Below are 13,272 nucleotides of genomic sequence, written 5' to 3' on the forward strand. Positions count from 1 at the left end.
TTCCCGCTATTCCCTCACATTAAGATGAATAAACTCACACCGCCCAATGAACGCAAAAATGCGCGCCTCATCAACTTTCTTAACTGAACTGTATCAGATTTAACATTTTGTGATTTTTATCGCGGATAAATTTTAATCTTCCGCTATTTTTAAATTCCCTTTCACTCATGGAGGACGATGTAATGAAACACAAATCGTTTTATCGCCTCATTGCCGCAGGCGGTCTGCACTTCTGGTATAACCTCGATCCGCGTATTTCTAACGACTTTCCGCGTTAATTCTCCTTAGCCGTTCAACATCAATAAAAAATTAACTGAACACTACGTTTGGTCGGTATTTCTTGCGCCTGTTAAAGGCACAAAAATAACGTTCGCGTAGCGCGACATGCTATTGGAGAAATAATATGAAACGTATTCCTGAGCCGTTCCGCATTAAAATGGTAGAAAACATTCGTATGACCACCTGGGACGACCGTGTTAAAGCGCTTGAAGAAGCGGGATATAACCCTTTTCTGCTCAGAAGCGATGATGTATATATCGACCTGTTGACCGACTCCGGCACTGGCGCAATGAGCGATCGTCAATGGTCAGGCCTGATGATGGGCGATGAAGCCTACGCCGGCTCACGCAACTATTACCATCTGTGCGACAAAGTAAAAGAGCTGATCGGCTACCCGTTCACGATCCCTACGCACCAGGGACGCGGCGCCGAGCAAATTCTGTTTCCCTGCCTGATTGCCCGCCGCAACGCCGAAAAACCGGTCTTTATTTCCAACTTCCACTTTGATACGACCGCCGCCCATGTCGAATTAAACGGCGCGAAAGCCATCAACGTGGTGACGCCAAAAGCGTTCGACACCACCTCATGGTACGACTGGAAAGGCAACTTTGATATCGACCTGCTCAACGCCACCATCGCGGAACATGGCGCAGAAAACGTCGCGGCGATTATCACCACCGTCACCTGCAACAGCTCAGGCGGCCAGCCGGTTTCCATCGCCAATATGCGCGAGGTGTATCAAATAGCGAAGCGGCACAATATTCCGGTGGTCATCGACTCCGCCCGCTTCTGCGAAAACGCCTGGTTTATTAAACAGCGCGAAGAGGGATACGCGGATAAAACGGTGAAAGAGATCGTCCGTGAGATGTACCAGTATGGGGATATGCTGACCATGTCGGCGAAGAAAGATCCGATGGTCAATATCGGCGGGCTGTGCTGCTTCCGTGATGATGAAGATCTGTTCAACGACGTGCGCATTCGCTGCGTGCCGATGGAAGGGTTTGTCACTTACGGCGGGCTGGCGGGGCGCGATATGGAAGCGCTGGCGATCGGCCTCGAAGAAGGGATGAATGAAGATTTCCTCGCCTATCGGATTAACCAGGTGGAATACCTGGGCGAACGACTGCGCGAAGGGGGGATTCCAATCCAGTATCCAACCGGGGGCCACGCGGTATTTGTCGATGCGAAGCTGCTGCTGCCGCACATTCCGGCAGAACAGTTCCCGGCTCATGCGCTGAATAACGAACTGTACCTGGAAGCCGGGATTCGCAGCGTGGAAATTGGCTCTCTGCTGCTTGGGCGCGATCCGGCCACTGGCAAACAAAAACCGTCGCCAATGGAGTTGCTGCGTCTGACGATCCCCCGCCGGGTCTACACCAACGATCACATGGACTATATCGCGGACGCGTTAATCGCCGTAAAAGCCCGCGCCGCATCGATCAAAGGGCTGACTTTCACCTATGAACCGCCGGTGCTGCGCCACTTTGTGGCCCGGCTGAAACCGGTGAAATAACGTTCTGATACGCGCTCCCCTGCGGGAGCGCGATTCCGCTATTTAATACGATATTCAACGCATTCAGGCATGAGAAAAACGGGATCGCCCTTTTCTCTGCACAATGACGGGCATAGCCACGCGAGGAAAACGCACTATGGCTACATTATCGGTCGCAAATAAAGCGCCGTCGCTGATCGGCGGGGCAATGATTATCGGTGGAACCATTATTGGCGCGGGCATGTTTTCTCTCCCGGTGGTGATGTCTGGCGCCTGGTTTTTCTGGTCACTGCTGGCATTAATTTTTACCTGGTTTTGTATGCTGCATTCCGGGTTAATGATCCTGGAAGCAAACCTGAATTATCATATTGGCGCCAGCTTCGACACGATTACCAAAGACCTGCTGGGAAATCGCTGGAATATTATTAACGGTCTGACCGTCGCGTTCGTGCTGTATATTCTGACTTACGCCTATATTTCCGCCAGCGGTTCGGTTATTCACCATACCTTTGCACAAATGGGGATCGTCTTTCCGGCCAGGCTCGGCGGGTTATTATTCGCCCTGGCGGTGGCGTTTATTGTCTGGCTAAGCACCCGGGCGGTGAGCCGTATGACGACCATTGTGCTGGGCGCTAAAATTCTCACCTTCTTTATGACGTTTGGCGGTTTGCTCTGGCACGTCCAGCCAACAATTTTACTCAATACCGCTGAAGTCAGCCCCAGCTACCTGCCCTACGTCCTGATGACGTTGCCGTTCTGTCTCGCCTCATTTGGTTATCACGGCAACGTGCCCAGTCTGATGAAATATTACGGCAAAGATCCGTTGACCATCCGCCGCTGCCTGCTACTGGGAACGTTGATGGCGCTGGTGCTGTATATCATCTGGCTGGTCGGTACGATGGGGAATATTCCGCGTCCGGCGTTTATTGAGATCGCCGAAAAAGGCGGCAATATCGACGTGCTGGTACAGACGCTGAGCGGTTTGCTGAACAGCTCAACGCTCGATCTGCTGCTGACCGTCTTCTCCAACTTTGCCGTCGCCAGTTCGTTCCTCGGCGTTACGCTGGGATTATTTGATTACCTCGCCGATCTCTTCAGGTTCGACGACTCGCCAAAAGGACGTTTCAAAACTGCGCTGGTCACGTTTCTGCCGCCCATCACCGGCGGCTTAATCTGGCCAAATGGGTTTATCTACGCCATCGGTTTTGCCGGGCTGGCCGCCACCGTCTGGGCGGCGATTGTCCCGGCGCTGCTGGCGCGCGCATCGCGCAAACGCTTTAACAGCCCGCACTATCGGGTATGGGGAGGCAACGCGATGATCGTCCTGATTTTATGCTTTGGGGCAGCTAACGCGCTTATCCATATTCTATCCAGCATTAACCTTCTGCCGGTATACCGGTAGTACGCCGTGCGCGGCGGCATAAAATAAAAAGGGAACCGCCGGGTTCCCTTTTCAACACTGGTGACGCGCTGTGCGAAAGTCTAAAAGATCCCTTTCTGACGCACTTTACTCATCTTCTGCGTCGGCGCGTCTACGGTACTGAGATCGACTTCTTCAGCATTTACGGATTTAGCCGGTTCCGCCGCTGACGTGCGCCCCGTTACGCGCAGCTGTTGTAACAGCAGATGCTGCTGTTCCAGCAAGACTTTGAGCTGGGCGACCTCTTCACGCAGTTTTGCCGTCTCCTCATGCTGCGTGTTATCCGATGGCGCCGCGGCGACCTGCTGTTTTTGCAGGGTCTGCGCCATCAGCGTACGCATTTGCGCCAGCTGCTGTTCGCTGAAGTCTTTCTCTTTTTCTGCATCGCCATCGCCGGTCATGAGGGCGACGGGCAGCAAATTGCTCTCCTGCAATTCCGCGCAAAGGGATTCGAGGCTCAAACCTTCCCGGCTCAGGGATTCTGCAACATGGCTGCACAATTGCGGGTTGAGAAGATGCAATTGCAGGCCGGACAGATAGATATTGCGATGAAACTGGCGGATCTCCATGTTGGCGTCATTGACGTCGCTTCCGTCCCGCTGCACTGCGCCATACCATTTTTTTAGTTGCAGCATCGCGCGCAAATCCGCGCGCGATCGCTCTGGCGACAAATGCAATGAGAGGTTAACACGGCGGATCTGCCTGTTACTCATCGTCGCCTACCTCAACCATTTGCGGCGAATCAATCTGCTCAACGCCTGACTCAGCATGGTACAGGCAGATCTCGCGCGAGAGCGCGCTTTGCGGGTTGTCGAGCGTCACCACGCGTTCGCCGAGCGTCGAATAGGCCTGTCGCAGAGCGGATTCGATCAGATGCGCGCCGCCGCCGACCAGATAAACGCGGTTAGGGTTTTTAGCGAATTTCTTCGCTTCATAAGCCACCTGATCGCCAAGTTCCTGAATCTTGATCTCGATCCGTTCAAGGATCTCGTCAATCCGCGATTCATCGTTAATGACGCTTCTGACAAAATCCAGATCGTTGCGACGCTTGATCAGCTCGTTCGCCACCAGGTAGCTGGAGTCGCTGTCCGCCGCCGCCAGTAATTTACGCGTGGCGTCCGTCACCATCGCCACGCCGATTTCGTTGTTGCCGTAAATTGCGGAAACATCGTCAAACTCGCCGACAATCACCCCCATATCCAGCGTTGTCCCGCCGCAGTCGATGACCAGCGACTTGGTGAATTCATTCACGTTGGAGTTAAGCAGATGCGACAGCGCCGCAGGCAGGCTCTCCGGCATAACATGCACATCAACGATACGGAACAGCTCGCCTTTATTCAGCGAGATCTCACGCATCAGGTTGCGACGTTTCGCTTCGATGCGCTCATCGTTACGCTGGCAATCGTCCGGCTTGTAGAATTGCGTAATCGGCAGTGTGACGATAACTTCAACGTCACGCGGCGTCAGGCCGGTTTGCAGCAGCGCATGATGAACCGCCAGCAGATTCAAATCGTCATACTGGTATTCGATGTGCGTCGTGGAAAGCGCTTTATCCGAGGTCGCATCATAGGTGTATTTCGTGGTGCCGATGGTGTAGTTGTATACCGACTGACCACGCAGCAGCGCCGCGCTTTTCCAGTCCTTACGGAAGGAGTTCGGCGAAACAACGGTCTTCAGCGTACCGTTTTCAATCCAGCTAATTTTCACATTGGTTGAGCCATCATCAATGGCGAATTTCATACGTGTTGCGGTCATGGGTTTTAACTCAATCTAAGGGTCATTTTTACAGCATCGCCTCTTCCGTCAGAATGCGGCGAGCGCCGAGGTAATGCGATTGCCAGAAATCATCTGAAAGCTGGCTAATGCGGATATTTAGCCCGCTACGCGGGGCCTCAATAAACTCATCGTTTCCAAGGTAGACGCCAACATGGTCGGCGCCCGGTCGCTGGTTAATGTTAAAAAACACCAGATCGCCGCGACGGAGTTTATCTACGCGAATATGTTTAAGAGTGGGGTCCTGATACATGCCGTTTGCCGTGCGGGGTAGCTTGCGCTCCAGCACATGATTGAAGGCGTAGAAAACCAGGCCACTGCAATCAAATCCTTCCAGCGGATTTTTACCGCCCCAGACATAGGGCTTACCTAACTGGTCTTCCAGACGCTTGATGACGGTATGTAATCGGGACGCCAGTTTCGGGCTGATGCGCCCCGTTTTGTCCTTCCCTTTGCGCGCCTGACTCCACAGTGTGTCGGAGCCGCCCAGGCTACCGGGCTGCCAGCGGGCATGCATTGCCAGCATCTCGCGATTTTTAGTGCGGTCAGCCAGTTTTTTCGCCGTTTCCCGCTGCTTTTGTTCCGGCGTTAACGGTACGACGGCAGTCCGTTTTTTCACTTTCGCCATCAGCCGCTCGCGATTTTTTTTCCGCATCTGCAACGCGTTTTCCTGCTGCGTCATACCCGCTTCTACAGGCTTCGGCTTTGCGATGCTGTAACCCGTCGGCATCAGCAATAACAGGATGAGAGAAAAAAAAGGTACCTGGCGGCACAGAACATGCCGGGCAGGTACAAAACGGACAGAACGGATGAAACGTTTCACAGCAATAACGATCTGATTAATGGTTTTTCGTCAGTTTATCGGTCAGCGGTTTAATGACTTTTTCGCCATGCTGCCCAAAGAACTGGTACAGAGAATCACTGGCGGAATGCGTCAGCACCATAATTTCAATGCGGCGGTTCGCGGAACTCAGCGGATGTTGCGGGTCAAGCAACATCTGATCCGCCATGCCGCTCACTTGCAGAATTTTGCTTTGATCCAGCCCCCCGGTGGTCAGAACCGCCCGCGCCTGCATGGCGCGTTCACCGGACAGGTTCCAGTTGTTATAAAGCACCTGATCGCGAAAACGCGTGGCATCGGTATGGCCGGTGATGATGATCTTGTTGTCGATCTTGTTCAGTTCCGGCGCAAACTCCGTCAGTAAGCGTTTGAAAAACGGCGTCAGGATTGCGCTACTGCGCTGGAACATCTCGCGTTTTTGATCGTCCGAGACCAGAATACGCAGCCCCTGCGGCACAATTTCCATTTTCAGGTTGGCTTGCGCATCGTACGTCGAGGTGATTTTCATGATAATGCGCGCCAGATCTTCAATCTCATTACGCGAGCGGGCGTTCACGTCGTCCAGGCTTTCCGTCTGTTTCGCCTGCTGAGCAACCTGCTTCTCCGCATCGGTCAACGGTTTTGACGACTCTGCCGTTTTCGACGGTTTAGGCGTTTTCGGATGACGGCTGTCAATCAGCGAAAGCTGCCCGCCCTGCCCCTCTTTTTGCGTAATGGGCGTTAATGAGTTGCCTTCAAAGACCGACTCGCCATTAAGCATGGAGACAATCTCTTTACGTTCTTCTTCCGTTACCGCGCCCATGATCCACAGCACCATAAACAGCGCCATCATTGCCAGCGTGAAGTCTGCGAAGGCCACTTTCCAGGCGCCGCCATGAAATTCATCATGGCTCTTACGCGAGGAGCGTTTGATGATCGTGGTATGTTCTTTGCTGCGGTTACGCATCAGGCATCACCCATCATCTGGTTTACCCAACCGTCCAGCGTCGCGAATGTCGGTTTCGTGTCCATCGGCAGCATTTTGCGCCCGGCATCGACCGCCAGCAGCGTCGGCTTACCGGCAACGTGGTTCACCAGTACGGTACGCACGCACTCCAGCACCGAGATTTGCTTTTTGGTGCGTTGCTCCATGGCGTTCGCCACCGGGTCCATCAGGCAGTAACAGAAGAATACGCCGAGGAAGGTTCCCACCAGAGCGGCCGCAACCTTCACGCCGATGACCGCAATCGAGCCGTCAATGGATTGCATGGTAATGATGATGCCAAGTACCGCCGCGCAGATGCCGAATCCAGGCATCGCTTCCGCAGTACGTTGCAAAGAGCGGGACGGTTGCAGAAGGTTCTCTTCCATTGCCACCAGTTCCTGTTCGAGAATCCCTTCCAGCTCGTGCTCGTTGATTTTCCCCATCGCCATCAGGCGGAAGTTATCGGAGATGAACGTCACCAGCGCTTTGTCGTGCAGCATGAGGGGGTATTTCTGGAATAACGCGCTGTTTTCCGGTGCTTCGATATGCTCATCCAGCACCTTCAGGCCGCCGTCCTGCACCAGTTCCAGCAGTTCATACAGCAGCATCAGCAGCTGGCGCTGATACTCATCGGTATATTCGTTTTTGCGCATAATGCCGCGAAACTGACGGTACATTTCGCTCAGCACCGCTTTGGGGTTCGCCAGTACCATCGCCCCCAGTCCCGCGCCAAGAATAATGATGATTTCACCCGGCTGCCAGAATGAGGCGAGGTGTCCGCCTGACAAAATAAAGCCGCCGACAACACACCCCATGATGATGAGAATACCTAAGAATTTCTGCATAAACCTTTCACTTCTGGAAAAAAGACTGAATTTTTTGCGCAATGATTTTATTGAGCTGACATACCCTGGCCTCGGTTAAATTGAGGACCAGCGCAATTTCCTTCAGGCTCATTTCATGCTGGTAATAGAGCGTGAGAATAAGTTGCTCACGCTCATCAAGACTCGCCAACGCGTTGCGTAACGTTCTGCTGACGATGATCTCTTCTTCAAGCGGACGGCTATCCAGCGCCCCCGCATATACGTCATTACCCAAAAGATCGTCGAGACTCTCCAGCGTTTTGGCGCAATCGAGTAAGAGATATTCCTGATACTCTTCAGCCGTAATGGAAAGATGGTGGCTGATATCCTCAAAGCTGGGCGTACGCCCCAGCTGACGCGCAATCTCGCGGATTGCGTCATTGAGCTTATGCGTTTTCTGTCGCAAACGACGCGGACGCCAGTCAAGCAACCGCAGCTCATCCAGTACCGCGCCGCGAACGCGTTGTATGGCATAAGCGGCAAACTGCTCATCAGGATGACCGTAACGGCGCAACGAGGTTAATAACCCCATTAGCGCGATCTGTTCCATATCATCCCGATCAATAACGCTACTGGTCTGGTAAGCGAGTTGCTTCACCACTTTGTTGACGAGCGGCAGATACGTGCTGACATAGCGCGCTTCATCCGCAGGCGTCAGCGTTTCACTTGCGATAAAATCCATCATGTCCAATACGGCTTATCAATCACTGGAAGACCATTTTGCTGATGATGACGTCATCAAAGGGGACGTCCATCTTCAGGCTGTCAAATCTGGCGGCATAGGCGGCTTTGAGTTTGTCGTGCAGGTTGCTGACGCTTAGCGCACGCACGGCGTCATAGTCCATTTCAGAAAACAAATTGACGGTCGCCCCGCGAATCGCAGGGATCATGTCTTGCGCCGTCCGCGCGTTTTCCGCGCTCATGGTCGCCAGGTTCAGTTCCAGCATCAGATAACGCTCCGCATTACCTTTCCCTTTCAGGGTGATGAGGATGTTTTTAATTTCCACGAACTCCACCTGTTGCGGCGTGGAGGATTTAAATAAGCTCGTCAACGGATTGCTCTCCGATGCCGTGTCCGCGCGAAGTAGCCAGGTGCCGGCAACGGTTAAACATGCCGTCAGTAAAGCGGTAACCAAAGCGATCGCCAGCCCAAAGGAGATTGTTTTTGCGTTCATAAATGTCTTTTTGTTAAACGGTCAGTAATACCGAATCATCTTCACGGCGGGTGCTTTCTGATTCCGGCAGACCTGCCGCGATCTCATCTCCCGCCTGAATGATGGCGTGTTGTTGTGCGAACTGCTGTTCTTTGCCCTGCTGCTGCCCTGACTGAGAGGAGACCTGCACGTTTACCTGAACAAAGTTCTGTTCGGTCAGGCTCTGGCGCAGATCGTTGCTCGTTTGCTGAAGCGCACGATAGACCTCAGCATGGCTGGCGTTGATTTGTACCTGTACGCGCCCGTTATCAAGCTGCAACGAGATGTCGATCTTGCCCATTTCAGGCGGATCGAGACGGATAGTGGCGTGCTGGATCTGGTTCTTCACCTGAAGTTGCAGACGATCGCCCAACGCGCTTTGCAACTGCTGCGTCCAGCGGGAGGTTTCCGTATCAAGTTTTAATGTCGAGGTATGCGCAAACATTGCATCAGGCGTCACCGCCGCCGTTGGCGTCGTGGAGACAACGGAGACCGGCTGCGCATTCACTGTCGGCGTCGCCACAGCGACTGCGGTCATAAGCTGCGGCGTAATGTGCTGCAACCCTGCGGTTGGCGTCTGCGGCGACTCGGTCGCAGGCGTTACGTTAACCCCTGCCGCCAGCATCGGGCGCAGCGTTGGCGATAACGCCCCCTTATCCTGCAACTGTCCCGCCAGTAACGGCTGCGTCTGCAACGTCAGCGCATTCATCTCGTTTTGCGAACGACCCGCGTAGCTGACGGGTTTAACCGGCATCTGCCCGGTCATCAACAGCGCCTGCAACAGCTGCTGTTGCGCATCGTCTTTCAACGGAGAGGCATCCTTCTGATGCCGATCGCCCGTATCGTCCTCGTCCTGTACACTCACCGGCTGCGCGCTGACGGTAATCCCCAGGGCATTTTTGCCCTGCCCGCCCATCAGCGTGCTGACAACATTCATCAACGCATCGTTGAATCCTGGCTGCATCTGCCCGGCAGATGACTGAGCGCCGCTCTGCCCGGCGATCGTCTCCGCCTGCATCGGCAAACCGGAAGCGTGCCCCGCATTTTGAGAAAGATTGAGAATATCCATTACCCCATATCCTCTGCGTCCATAAACGCGGCATACGCCGTCGCACCTTCACGATTGCGCATGGCGAGCGCCATTTTGTTCGCAATAATGTCGCTCTGCCCCTGACAGTAATCGCGCACCTGACGGTGGATTTCCCGCAGCTCGTCCAGGGCTTTGCTGTCTGCCGCGTCCAGGGGTTTACCCCGGACAGCGGTAAGCAATTCAGCAATCTTCAGGTCAACATTCCGTACGGCAGACCAGTTATGGTCGGCTGCGGCCTGGCGTAACGCCTGCATCAGCGTTCGCATCGTCAACGCATAGCTCATGTTCCCTGACCCATTTTTTCCCAGCCGTCCTGAATATTGCCGAGGATAACTTCCACCTCTTCAATATTTTCTACAGACAGCTTGTGGCTGGCGTCATAGAGACGGTAAACGCAGTAGTCATAAAGATTCGCCAGACTTAATGCCAGCTCGCCGCCTTTTTCAAAATCCAGCGCGCTGGTCAGCGCGTTCAGGATGTCGATGCATTTATTAATGCTTTGCGCCTTACGTTCGTAGCGACGCGCCGCAATATGGCTTTTCGCGCGTACCAGTTCGTCCATCAGGCCATTGAACAACATCAGCACTAACTGATGCGGATTCGCTGCTGCGGCCTGAATCGCCAGGTCAGATTGGTGATAGAGGCCGAAGCCTTCCTGCTCGTTACCGTACATTGAAAGTTAAATTCCCTAAGAATTAGCTAAACATACTCATGGTGTTATTCATCTGCGTCATGATCGACTGTAACTGCGTGAACTGCTTCAGATAGCGGTTATAGGAGGACTCATAACGCGTGTTCATTTTTTCGGTTTTGGTGTCGATGTCGCGCTGCTGTCTGTCGAGCGTTTCCTGGCGACCTTTTAATAAACCGGTGCTGGTGTTCAGGTATTTATCCAGCGATTTATCCATCGCTTTAATCAGCCCGTTATTCCCGTTGAAGAAATCAGAGACCGATTGCGGATTTGATTTCAGTTGCTCATTGAGCGTGTCGGCGTCGATCGACAGCTTGCCGTCTTTGTCGGCAGTAATGCCGAACTTCGTCATGTTTTGATCGCCGAAGGTGCCGCGCAGCATGTTGCTCAGATCGTTGGTTAACGAGGAGATACTGGCATCACCGGCAAACGCGCCGCGCGAATCAGAGCTGCTGCCGGTCGCCGTCAGCCCGGAGATGGTGTCCTGCAACGTGTTATAGGCATCGATAAAGGCCTGGATTTGCTCCTTTGTCCCCGTGGCATCCGTGTCGACTGAAATAACCAGCGGCTTGTTAGCTTCGGTGGTGCCGGTCAGTTTGATCGAAACGCCGTCTACCAGGTTATCCAGGGTATTGGAGCTGCTGGAGTAAACGGTGCTGGAATCGCCAACGGTGAATTTGGCATCTTTACCGGCGGTAATCACATTCTCGCCATTAAAGATATCCTGACCGTTGGTCATGCCGCTGGTATCCAGCTGAATATCGTATTTCTCGCCGCTCTGATCGCTGCTCATCATCAGCGTCACCTTGCCATCAATACGCATCAGCGAAGCGGTAACGCCGTTCTGACCGTCGTCAGAGGTCGCGGTGTCAGACGCGCTCGGGAAATCCGCATTATTGATGGCGTCGGCAAAATCAGCGAGGCTGTCTAAATCATCCATCTCAATTTCAAGGCTCTCGCCGTTGAGATTGATCTTCAGCGTACCGCTGGCGTTTTTAATCGCCTCATCATCAAGCCCGTCAAACCCTTTCTGCTGCGCAGAAGCCAGTTGGGTGACGTTCAGGCTGTATGTCCCTTTACGGGCAGACGCGCTGGCGGTGATGGTCGCGATCCCTTCCTGGTTCATGGTCGCGGTATTTTTCAGCACGCTGGTGCTGGAGGAATTCAGCCCGGTGATTGCCGAACGGAAATCCGACAGGGCGGTACGCAGCGAGGAAAGCGCTTTTTTCTGCGCTTCCAGCGTGGAAGTCTGTGATTTCAGCGAGGTTTGCAGCGCAAGAATGTCATAGCCTGCCAACTGTGTGGCCAGTGTCGTTGGATCAAAATCAGACATAGTGGGTTTCTCCGGGCACGCGCGCCGCTTTCAACATACAGTAGATAAAGCAACTATCGTGCCAATTTTTTAATAAGTATTTATCAATGAGTTACGTAAGAGGAGGAATGTCCCCTTCCGCAATTTCCGGCAGAAGGAAGCGCATTGCCGGATACAAAAACACCGCCATACAGCGGTGTTTTAGGGGCAGATATCCGCGAAGGATTAACCCAGCAGAGACATCACCATGCTGGACATGCTGTTGGACTGTTTCAGCATGGACATGCTGGTTTGCGCCAGCATCTGGTTACGGGTCATAGAGGAGGCTTCGCTGGCGAAGTCCGCATCCTGAATGTTGCTCAGAGCCAGATCGGTGTTGTCTTTCATGTTCGCCAGGTTAGCCGCGGTGTGGCCCAGGCGGTTAATGCTCGCACCCATTTTGGAACGCACGGCACCGACGTCATTCAGCGTAGTTTCCAGGTTGTTCATCAGATCTTTCGCGCCGGCAGCGTCAGTAATGTTGATGCCGCTGGCCGAGTAGTAGCTGCTGCCTGTATCGCTAATCGTGCCAAAACCGCCGCTGGCATCAATCAGCGAGTCGGTGCCAGAACCTTTCAGCTCTTTAGACAGATCAACCTGCATGGTTTCATCGGTGGAAGAGCCAATCTGGAAGTTCATCGCTTCGCCAAACTTACCGGAAGCGCCGAACAGTTTGTCACCTGCATAGGAGGTGTTGTTCATGATGTTCTGCAACTCAGAGTTCAGGTCGTTCAGCTCGGCGTTGATGGCATCGCGGTCTTTGGTGGTGTTGGTGTCGTTCGCTGCCTGGGTGGCAAGGTCTTTCATGCGGTACATGATGTTGCTCACTTCGTCGAACGCACCTTCGGAGGTCTGTAGCAGCGCAGTGGCATCAGAGATGTTGCGCTGTGCAACGGCCATGCCGTTGGTCTGGCCCTGCAAACGGGTGGCAATCTGTAGACCCGCCGCATCGTCCGCTGCGGAGTTAATACGCTTGCCAGTACCCAGACGTTCCATTGCGGTGGACAGCAGATTGTTGGATTTATTCAGGGCATTGGTGGATGCCATGGAAGAAGCGCTGGTGAAAATAGAAAGCGACATAGATATTCCTTATTCATTCAGGTCATTCATTCGTTGTACTGATTCAAAACGACACATCCATTTCGAAAATTAAATCCGACGACGTTCGAATGACCATTTTTCAGGCAACCCGGGGAAAAAAATGGCGAAGAAAGACGGCAAAAGGATCTGCACGGCAACAGCAGACACAAAAAAAGCCGCACCCCGTGCAGGATGCAGCGTCATAAGAACACATCGCCTGCCTTTCCAGGCAAGC

The 13,272-nt window shown here is 53.4% G+C and carries 16 protein-coding genes; 3 read left to right on the forward strand and 13 right to left on the reverse strand.

All coding sequences use genetic code 11. The annotated features are described in order from the left end of the window. The first annotated feature begins 182 nt into the window (after positions 1-182). The 3 genes from tnaC to mtr all read left to right on the forward strand — a co-directional run bounded on the left by tnaC (position 183) and on the right by mtr (position 3,173). Positions 183-278 (forward strand): tryptophanase leader peptide, encoded by a 96-nt coding sequence (tnaC, locus tag OGY62_RS05720; protein WP_024130621.1) that lies wholly within the window; start codon positions 183-185, stop codon positions 276-278. Between the two features lie 125 nt (positions 279-403). Next, entirely contained in the window at positions 404-1,792 is a 1,389-nt protein-coding gene (tnaA, locus tag OGY62_RS05725) for a tryptophanase (protein WP_012133668.1), read from the forward strand. Positions 1,793-1,928: 136 nt separating this feature from the next. After that, positions 1,929-3,173 (forward strand): tryptophan permease, encoded by a 1,245-nt coding sequence (gene mtr, locus OGY62_RS05730; protein ID WP_024130622.1) that lies wholly within the window; start codon positions 1,929-1,931, stop codon positions 3,171-3,173. 80 nt (positions 3,174-3,253) lie between these two features. On the opposite strand, the gene OGY62_RS05735 is transcribed toward mtr, so the two are convergent. The 13 genes from OGY62_RS05735 to OGY62_RS05795 form a co-directional block, all read right to left on the reverse strand. Next, the gene (locus tag OGY62_RS05735; RefSeq protein ID WP_146235382.1) at positions 3,254-3,904 is read right to left on the reverse strand and encodes a hypothetical protein; all 651 of its coding nucleotides are present in this window, start codon (positions 3,902-3,904) and stop codon (positions 3,254-3,256) included. Continuing rightward, positions 3,897-4,931, reverse strand: coding sequence for a plasmid segregation protein ParM domain-containing protein (gene parM, locus OGY62_RS05740; RefSeq protein WP_196491298.1), 1,035 nt, complete (start codon positions 4,929-4,931; stop codon positions 3,897-3,899). Before parM ends, OGY62_RS05735 begins: the two co-directional genes overlap by 8 nt. A gap of 43 nt (positions 4,932-4,974) precedes the next feature. Continuing rightward, the gene (locus OGY62_RS05745; RefSeq protein ID WP_308385075.1) at positions 4,975-5,787 is read right to left on the reverse strand and encodes a C40 family peptidase; all 813 of its coding nucleotides are present in this window, start codon (positions 5,785-5,787) and stop codon (positions 4,975-4,977) included. A 16-nt stretch (positions 5,788-5,803) separates the two neighbouring features. After that, positions 5,804-6,751, reverse strand: coding sequence for a putative lateral flagellar export/assembly protein LafU (gene lafU, locus OGY62_RS05750; RefSeq protein WP_012133673.1), 948 nt, complete (start codon positions 6,749-6,751; stop codon positions 5,804-5,806). Then, on the reverse strand, positions 6,751-7,614 hold the full coding sequence (motA, locus tag OGY62_RS05755) for a flagellar motor stator protein MotA (protein WP_012133674.1): 864 nt from the start codon (positions 7,612-7,614) through the stop codon (positions 6,751-6,753). Before motA ends, lafU begins: the two co-directional genes overlap by 1 nt. A 7-nt stretch (positions 7,615-7,621) precedes the next feature. Continuing rightward, a complete protein-coding gene (locus OGY62_RS05760; RefSeq protein WP_012133675.1) occupies positions 7,622-8,317 on the reverse strand; it encodes a FliA/WhiG family RNA polymerase sigma factor in 696 nt (231 codons plus the stop codon). Positions 8,318-8,336: 19 nt separating this feature from the next. After that, positions 8,337-8,807: a flagellar basal body-associated FliL family protein gene (locus OGY62_RS05765; RefSeq protein ID WP_012133676.1), complete on the reverse strand. Its 471-nt coding sequence runs from the start codon at positions 8,805-8,807 to the stop codon at positions 8,337-8,339. 13 nt (positions 8,808-8,820) lie between these two features. Beyond that, positions 8,821-9,894 carry a flagellar hook-length control protein FliK gene (locus OGY62_RS05770; protein WP_115609571.1) on the reverse strand — a complete coding sequence of 358 codons (1,074 nt, stop codon included), beginning with the start codon at positions 9,892-9,894 and terminating at the stop codon, positions 8,821-8,823. Beyond that, positions 9,894-10,199 (reverse strand): hypothetical protein, encoded by a 306-nt coding sequence (locus OGY62_RS05775; protein ID WP_012133679.1) that lies wholly within the window; start codon positions 10,197-10,199, stop codon positions 9,894-9,896. Before OGY62_RS05775 ends, OGY62_RS05770 begins: the two co-directional genes overlap by 1 nt. Further along, a complete protein-coding gene (gene fliS / locus OGY62_RS05780; RefSeq protein WP_012133681.1) occupies positions 10,196-10,588 on the reverse strand; it encodes a flagellar export chaperone FliS in 393 nt (130 codons plus the stop codon). The genes OGY62_RS05775 and fliS overlap by 4 nt, the downstream gene beginning before the upstream one ends. A gap of 22 nt (positions 10,589-10,610) precedes the next feature. Beyond that, entirely contained in the window at positions 10,611-11,939 is a 1,329-nt protein-coding gene (gene fliD / locus OGY62_RS05785; protein WP_286459317.1) for a flagellar filament capping protein FliD, read from the reverse strand. A gap of 204 nt (positions 11,940-12,143) precedes the next feature. After that, positions 12,144-13,037, reverse strand: a complete 894-nt coding sequence (locus tag OGY62_RS05790) for a flagellin N-terminal helical domain-containing protein (protein WP_058668671.1) — start codon at positions 13,035-13,037, stop codon at positions 12,144-12,146. A 69-nt stretch (positions 13,038-13,106) separates the two neighbouring features. Next, positions 13,107-13,241 (reverse strand): hypothetical protein, encoded by a 135-nt coding sequence (locus OGY62_RS05795; RefSeq protein ID WP_269779992.1) that lies wholly within the window; start codon positions 13,239-13,241, stop codon positions 13,107-13,109. Positions 13,242-13,272 lie beyond the last annotated feature (31 nt).

This window comes from Citrobacter sp. CK198, assembly GCF_030333295.1.
GTDB lineage: Bacteria > Pseudomonadota > Gammaproteobacteria > Enterobacterales > Enterobacteriaceae > Citrobacter_B > Citrobacter_B koseri.

Excerpts from the sequence above, each read along its gene's own strand:
- tnaC (WP_024130621.1), top strand. The coding sequence starts at position 183 with ATGAAACACAAATCGTTTTATCGCCTCATTGCCGCAGGCGGTCTGCAC.
- tnaA (WP_012133668.1), top strand. The coding sequence starts at position 404 with ATGAAACGTATTCCTGAGCCGTTCCGCATTAAAATGGTAGAAAACATT.
- mtr (WP_024130622.1), top strand. The coding sequence starts at position 1,929 with ATGGCTACATTATCGGTCGCAAATAAAGCGCCGTCGCTGATCGGCGGG.
- OGY62_RS05735 (WP_146235382.1), bottom strand. The coding sequence starts at position 3,904 with ATGAGTAACAGGCAGATCCGCCGTGTTAACCTCTCATTGCATTTGTCG.
- parM (WP_196491298.1), bottom strand. The coding sequence starts at position 4,931 with ATGAAATTCGCCATTGATGATGGCTCAACCAATGTGAAAATTAGCTGG.
- lafU (WP_012133673.1), bottom strand. The coding sequence starts at position 6,751 with ATGCGTAACCGCAGCAAAGAACATACCACGATCATCAAACGCTCCTCG.
- motA (WP_012133674.1), bottom strand. The coding sequence starts at position 7,614 with ATGCAGAAATTCTTAGGTATTCTCATCATCATGGGGTGTGTTGTCGGC.
- OGY62_RS05760 (WP_012133675.1), bottom strand. The coding sequence starts at position 8,317 with ATGATGGATTTTATCGCAAGTGAAACGCTGACGCCTGCGGATGAAGCG.
- OGY62_RS05765 (WP_012133676.1), bottom strand. The coding sequence starts at position 8,807 with ATGAACGCAAAAACAATCTCCTTTGGGCTGGCGATCGCTTTGGTTACC.
- OGY62_RS05770 (WP_115609571.1), bottom strand. The coding sequence starts at position 9,894 with ATGGATATTCTCAATCTTTCTCAAAATGCGGGGCACGCTTCCGGTTTG.
- OGY62_RS05775 (WP_012133679.1), bottom strand. The coding sequence starts at position 10,199 with ATGAGCTATGCGTTGACGATGCGAACGCTGATGCAGGCGTTACGCCAG.
- fliS (WP_012133681.1), bottom strand. The coding sequence starts at position 10,588 with ATGTACGGTAACGAGCAGGAAGGCTTCGGCCTCTATCACCAATCTGAC.
- fliD (WP_286459317.1), bottom strand. The coding sequence starts at position 11,939 with ATGTCTGATTTTGATCCAACGACACTGGCCACACAGTTGGCAGGCTAT.
- OGY62_RS05790 (WP_058668671.1), bottom strand. The coding sequence starts at position 13,037 with ATGTCGCTTTCTATTTTCACCAGCGCTTCTTCCATGGCATCCACCAAT.
- OGY62_RS05795 (WP_269779992.1), bottom strand. The coding sequence starts at position 13,241 with ATGACGCTGCATCCTGCACGGGGTGCGGCTTTTTTTGTGTCTGCTGTT.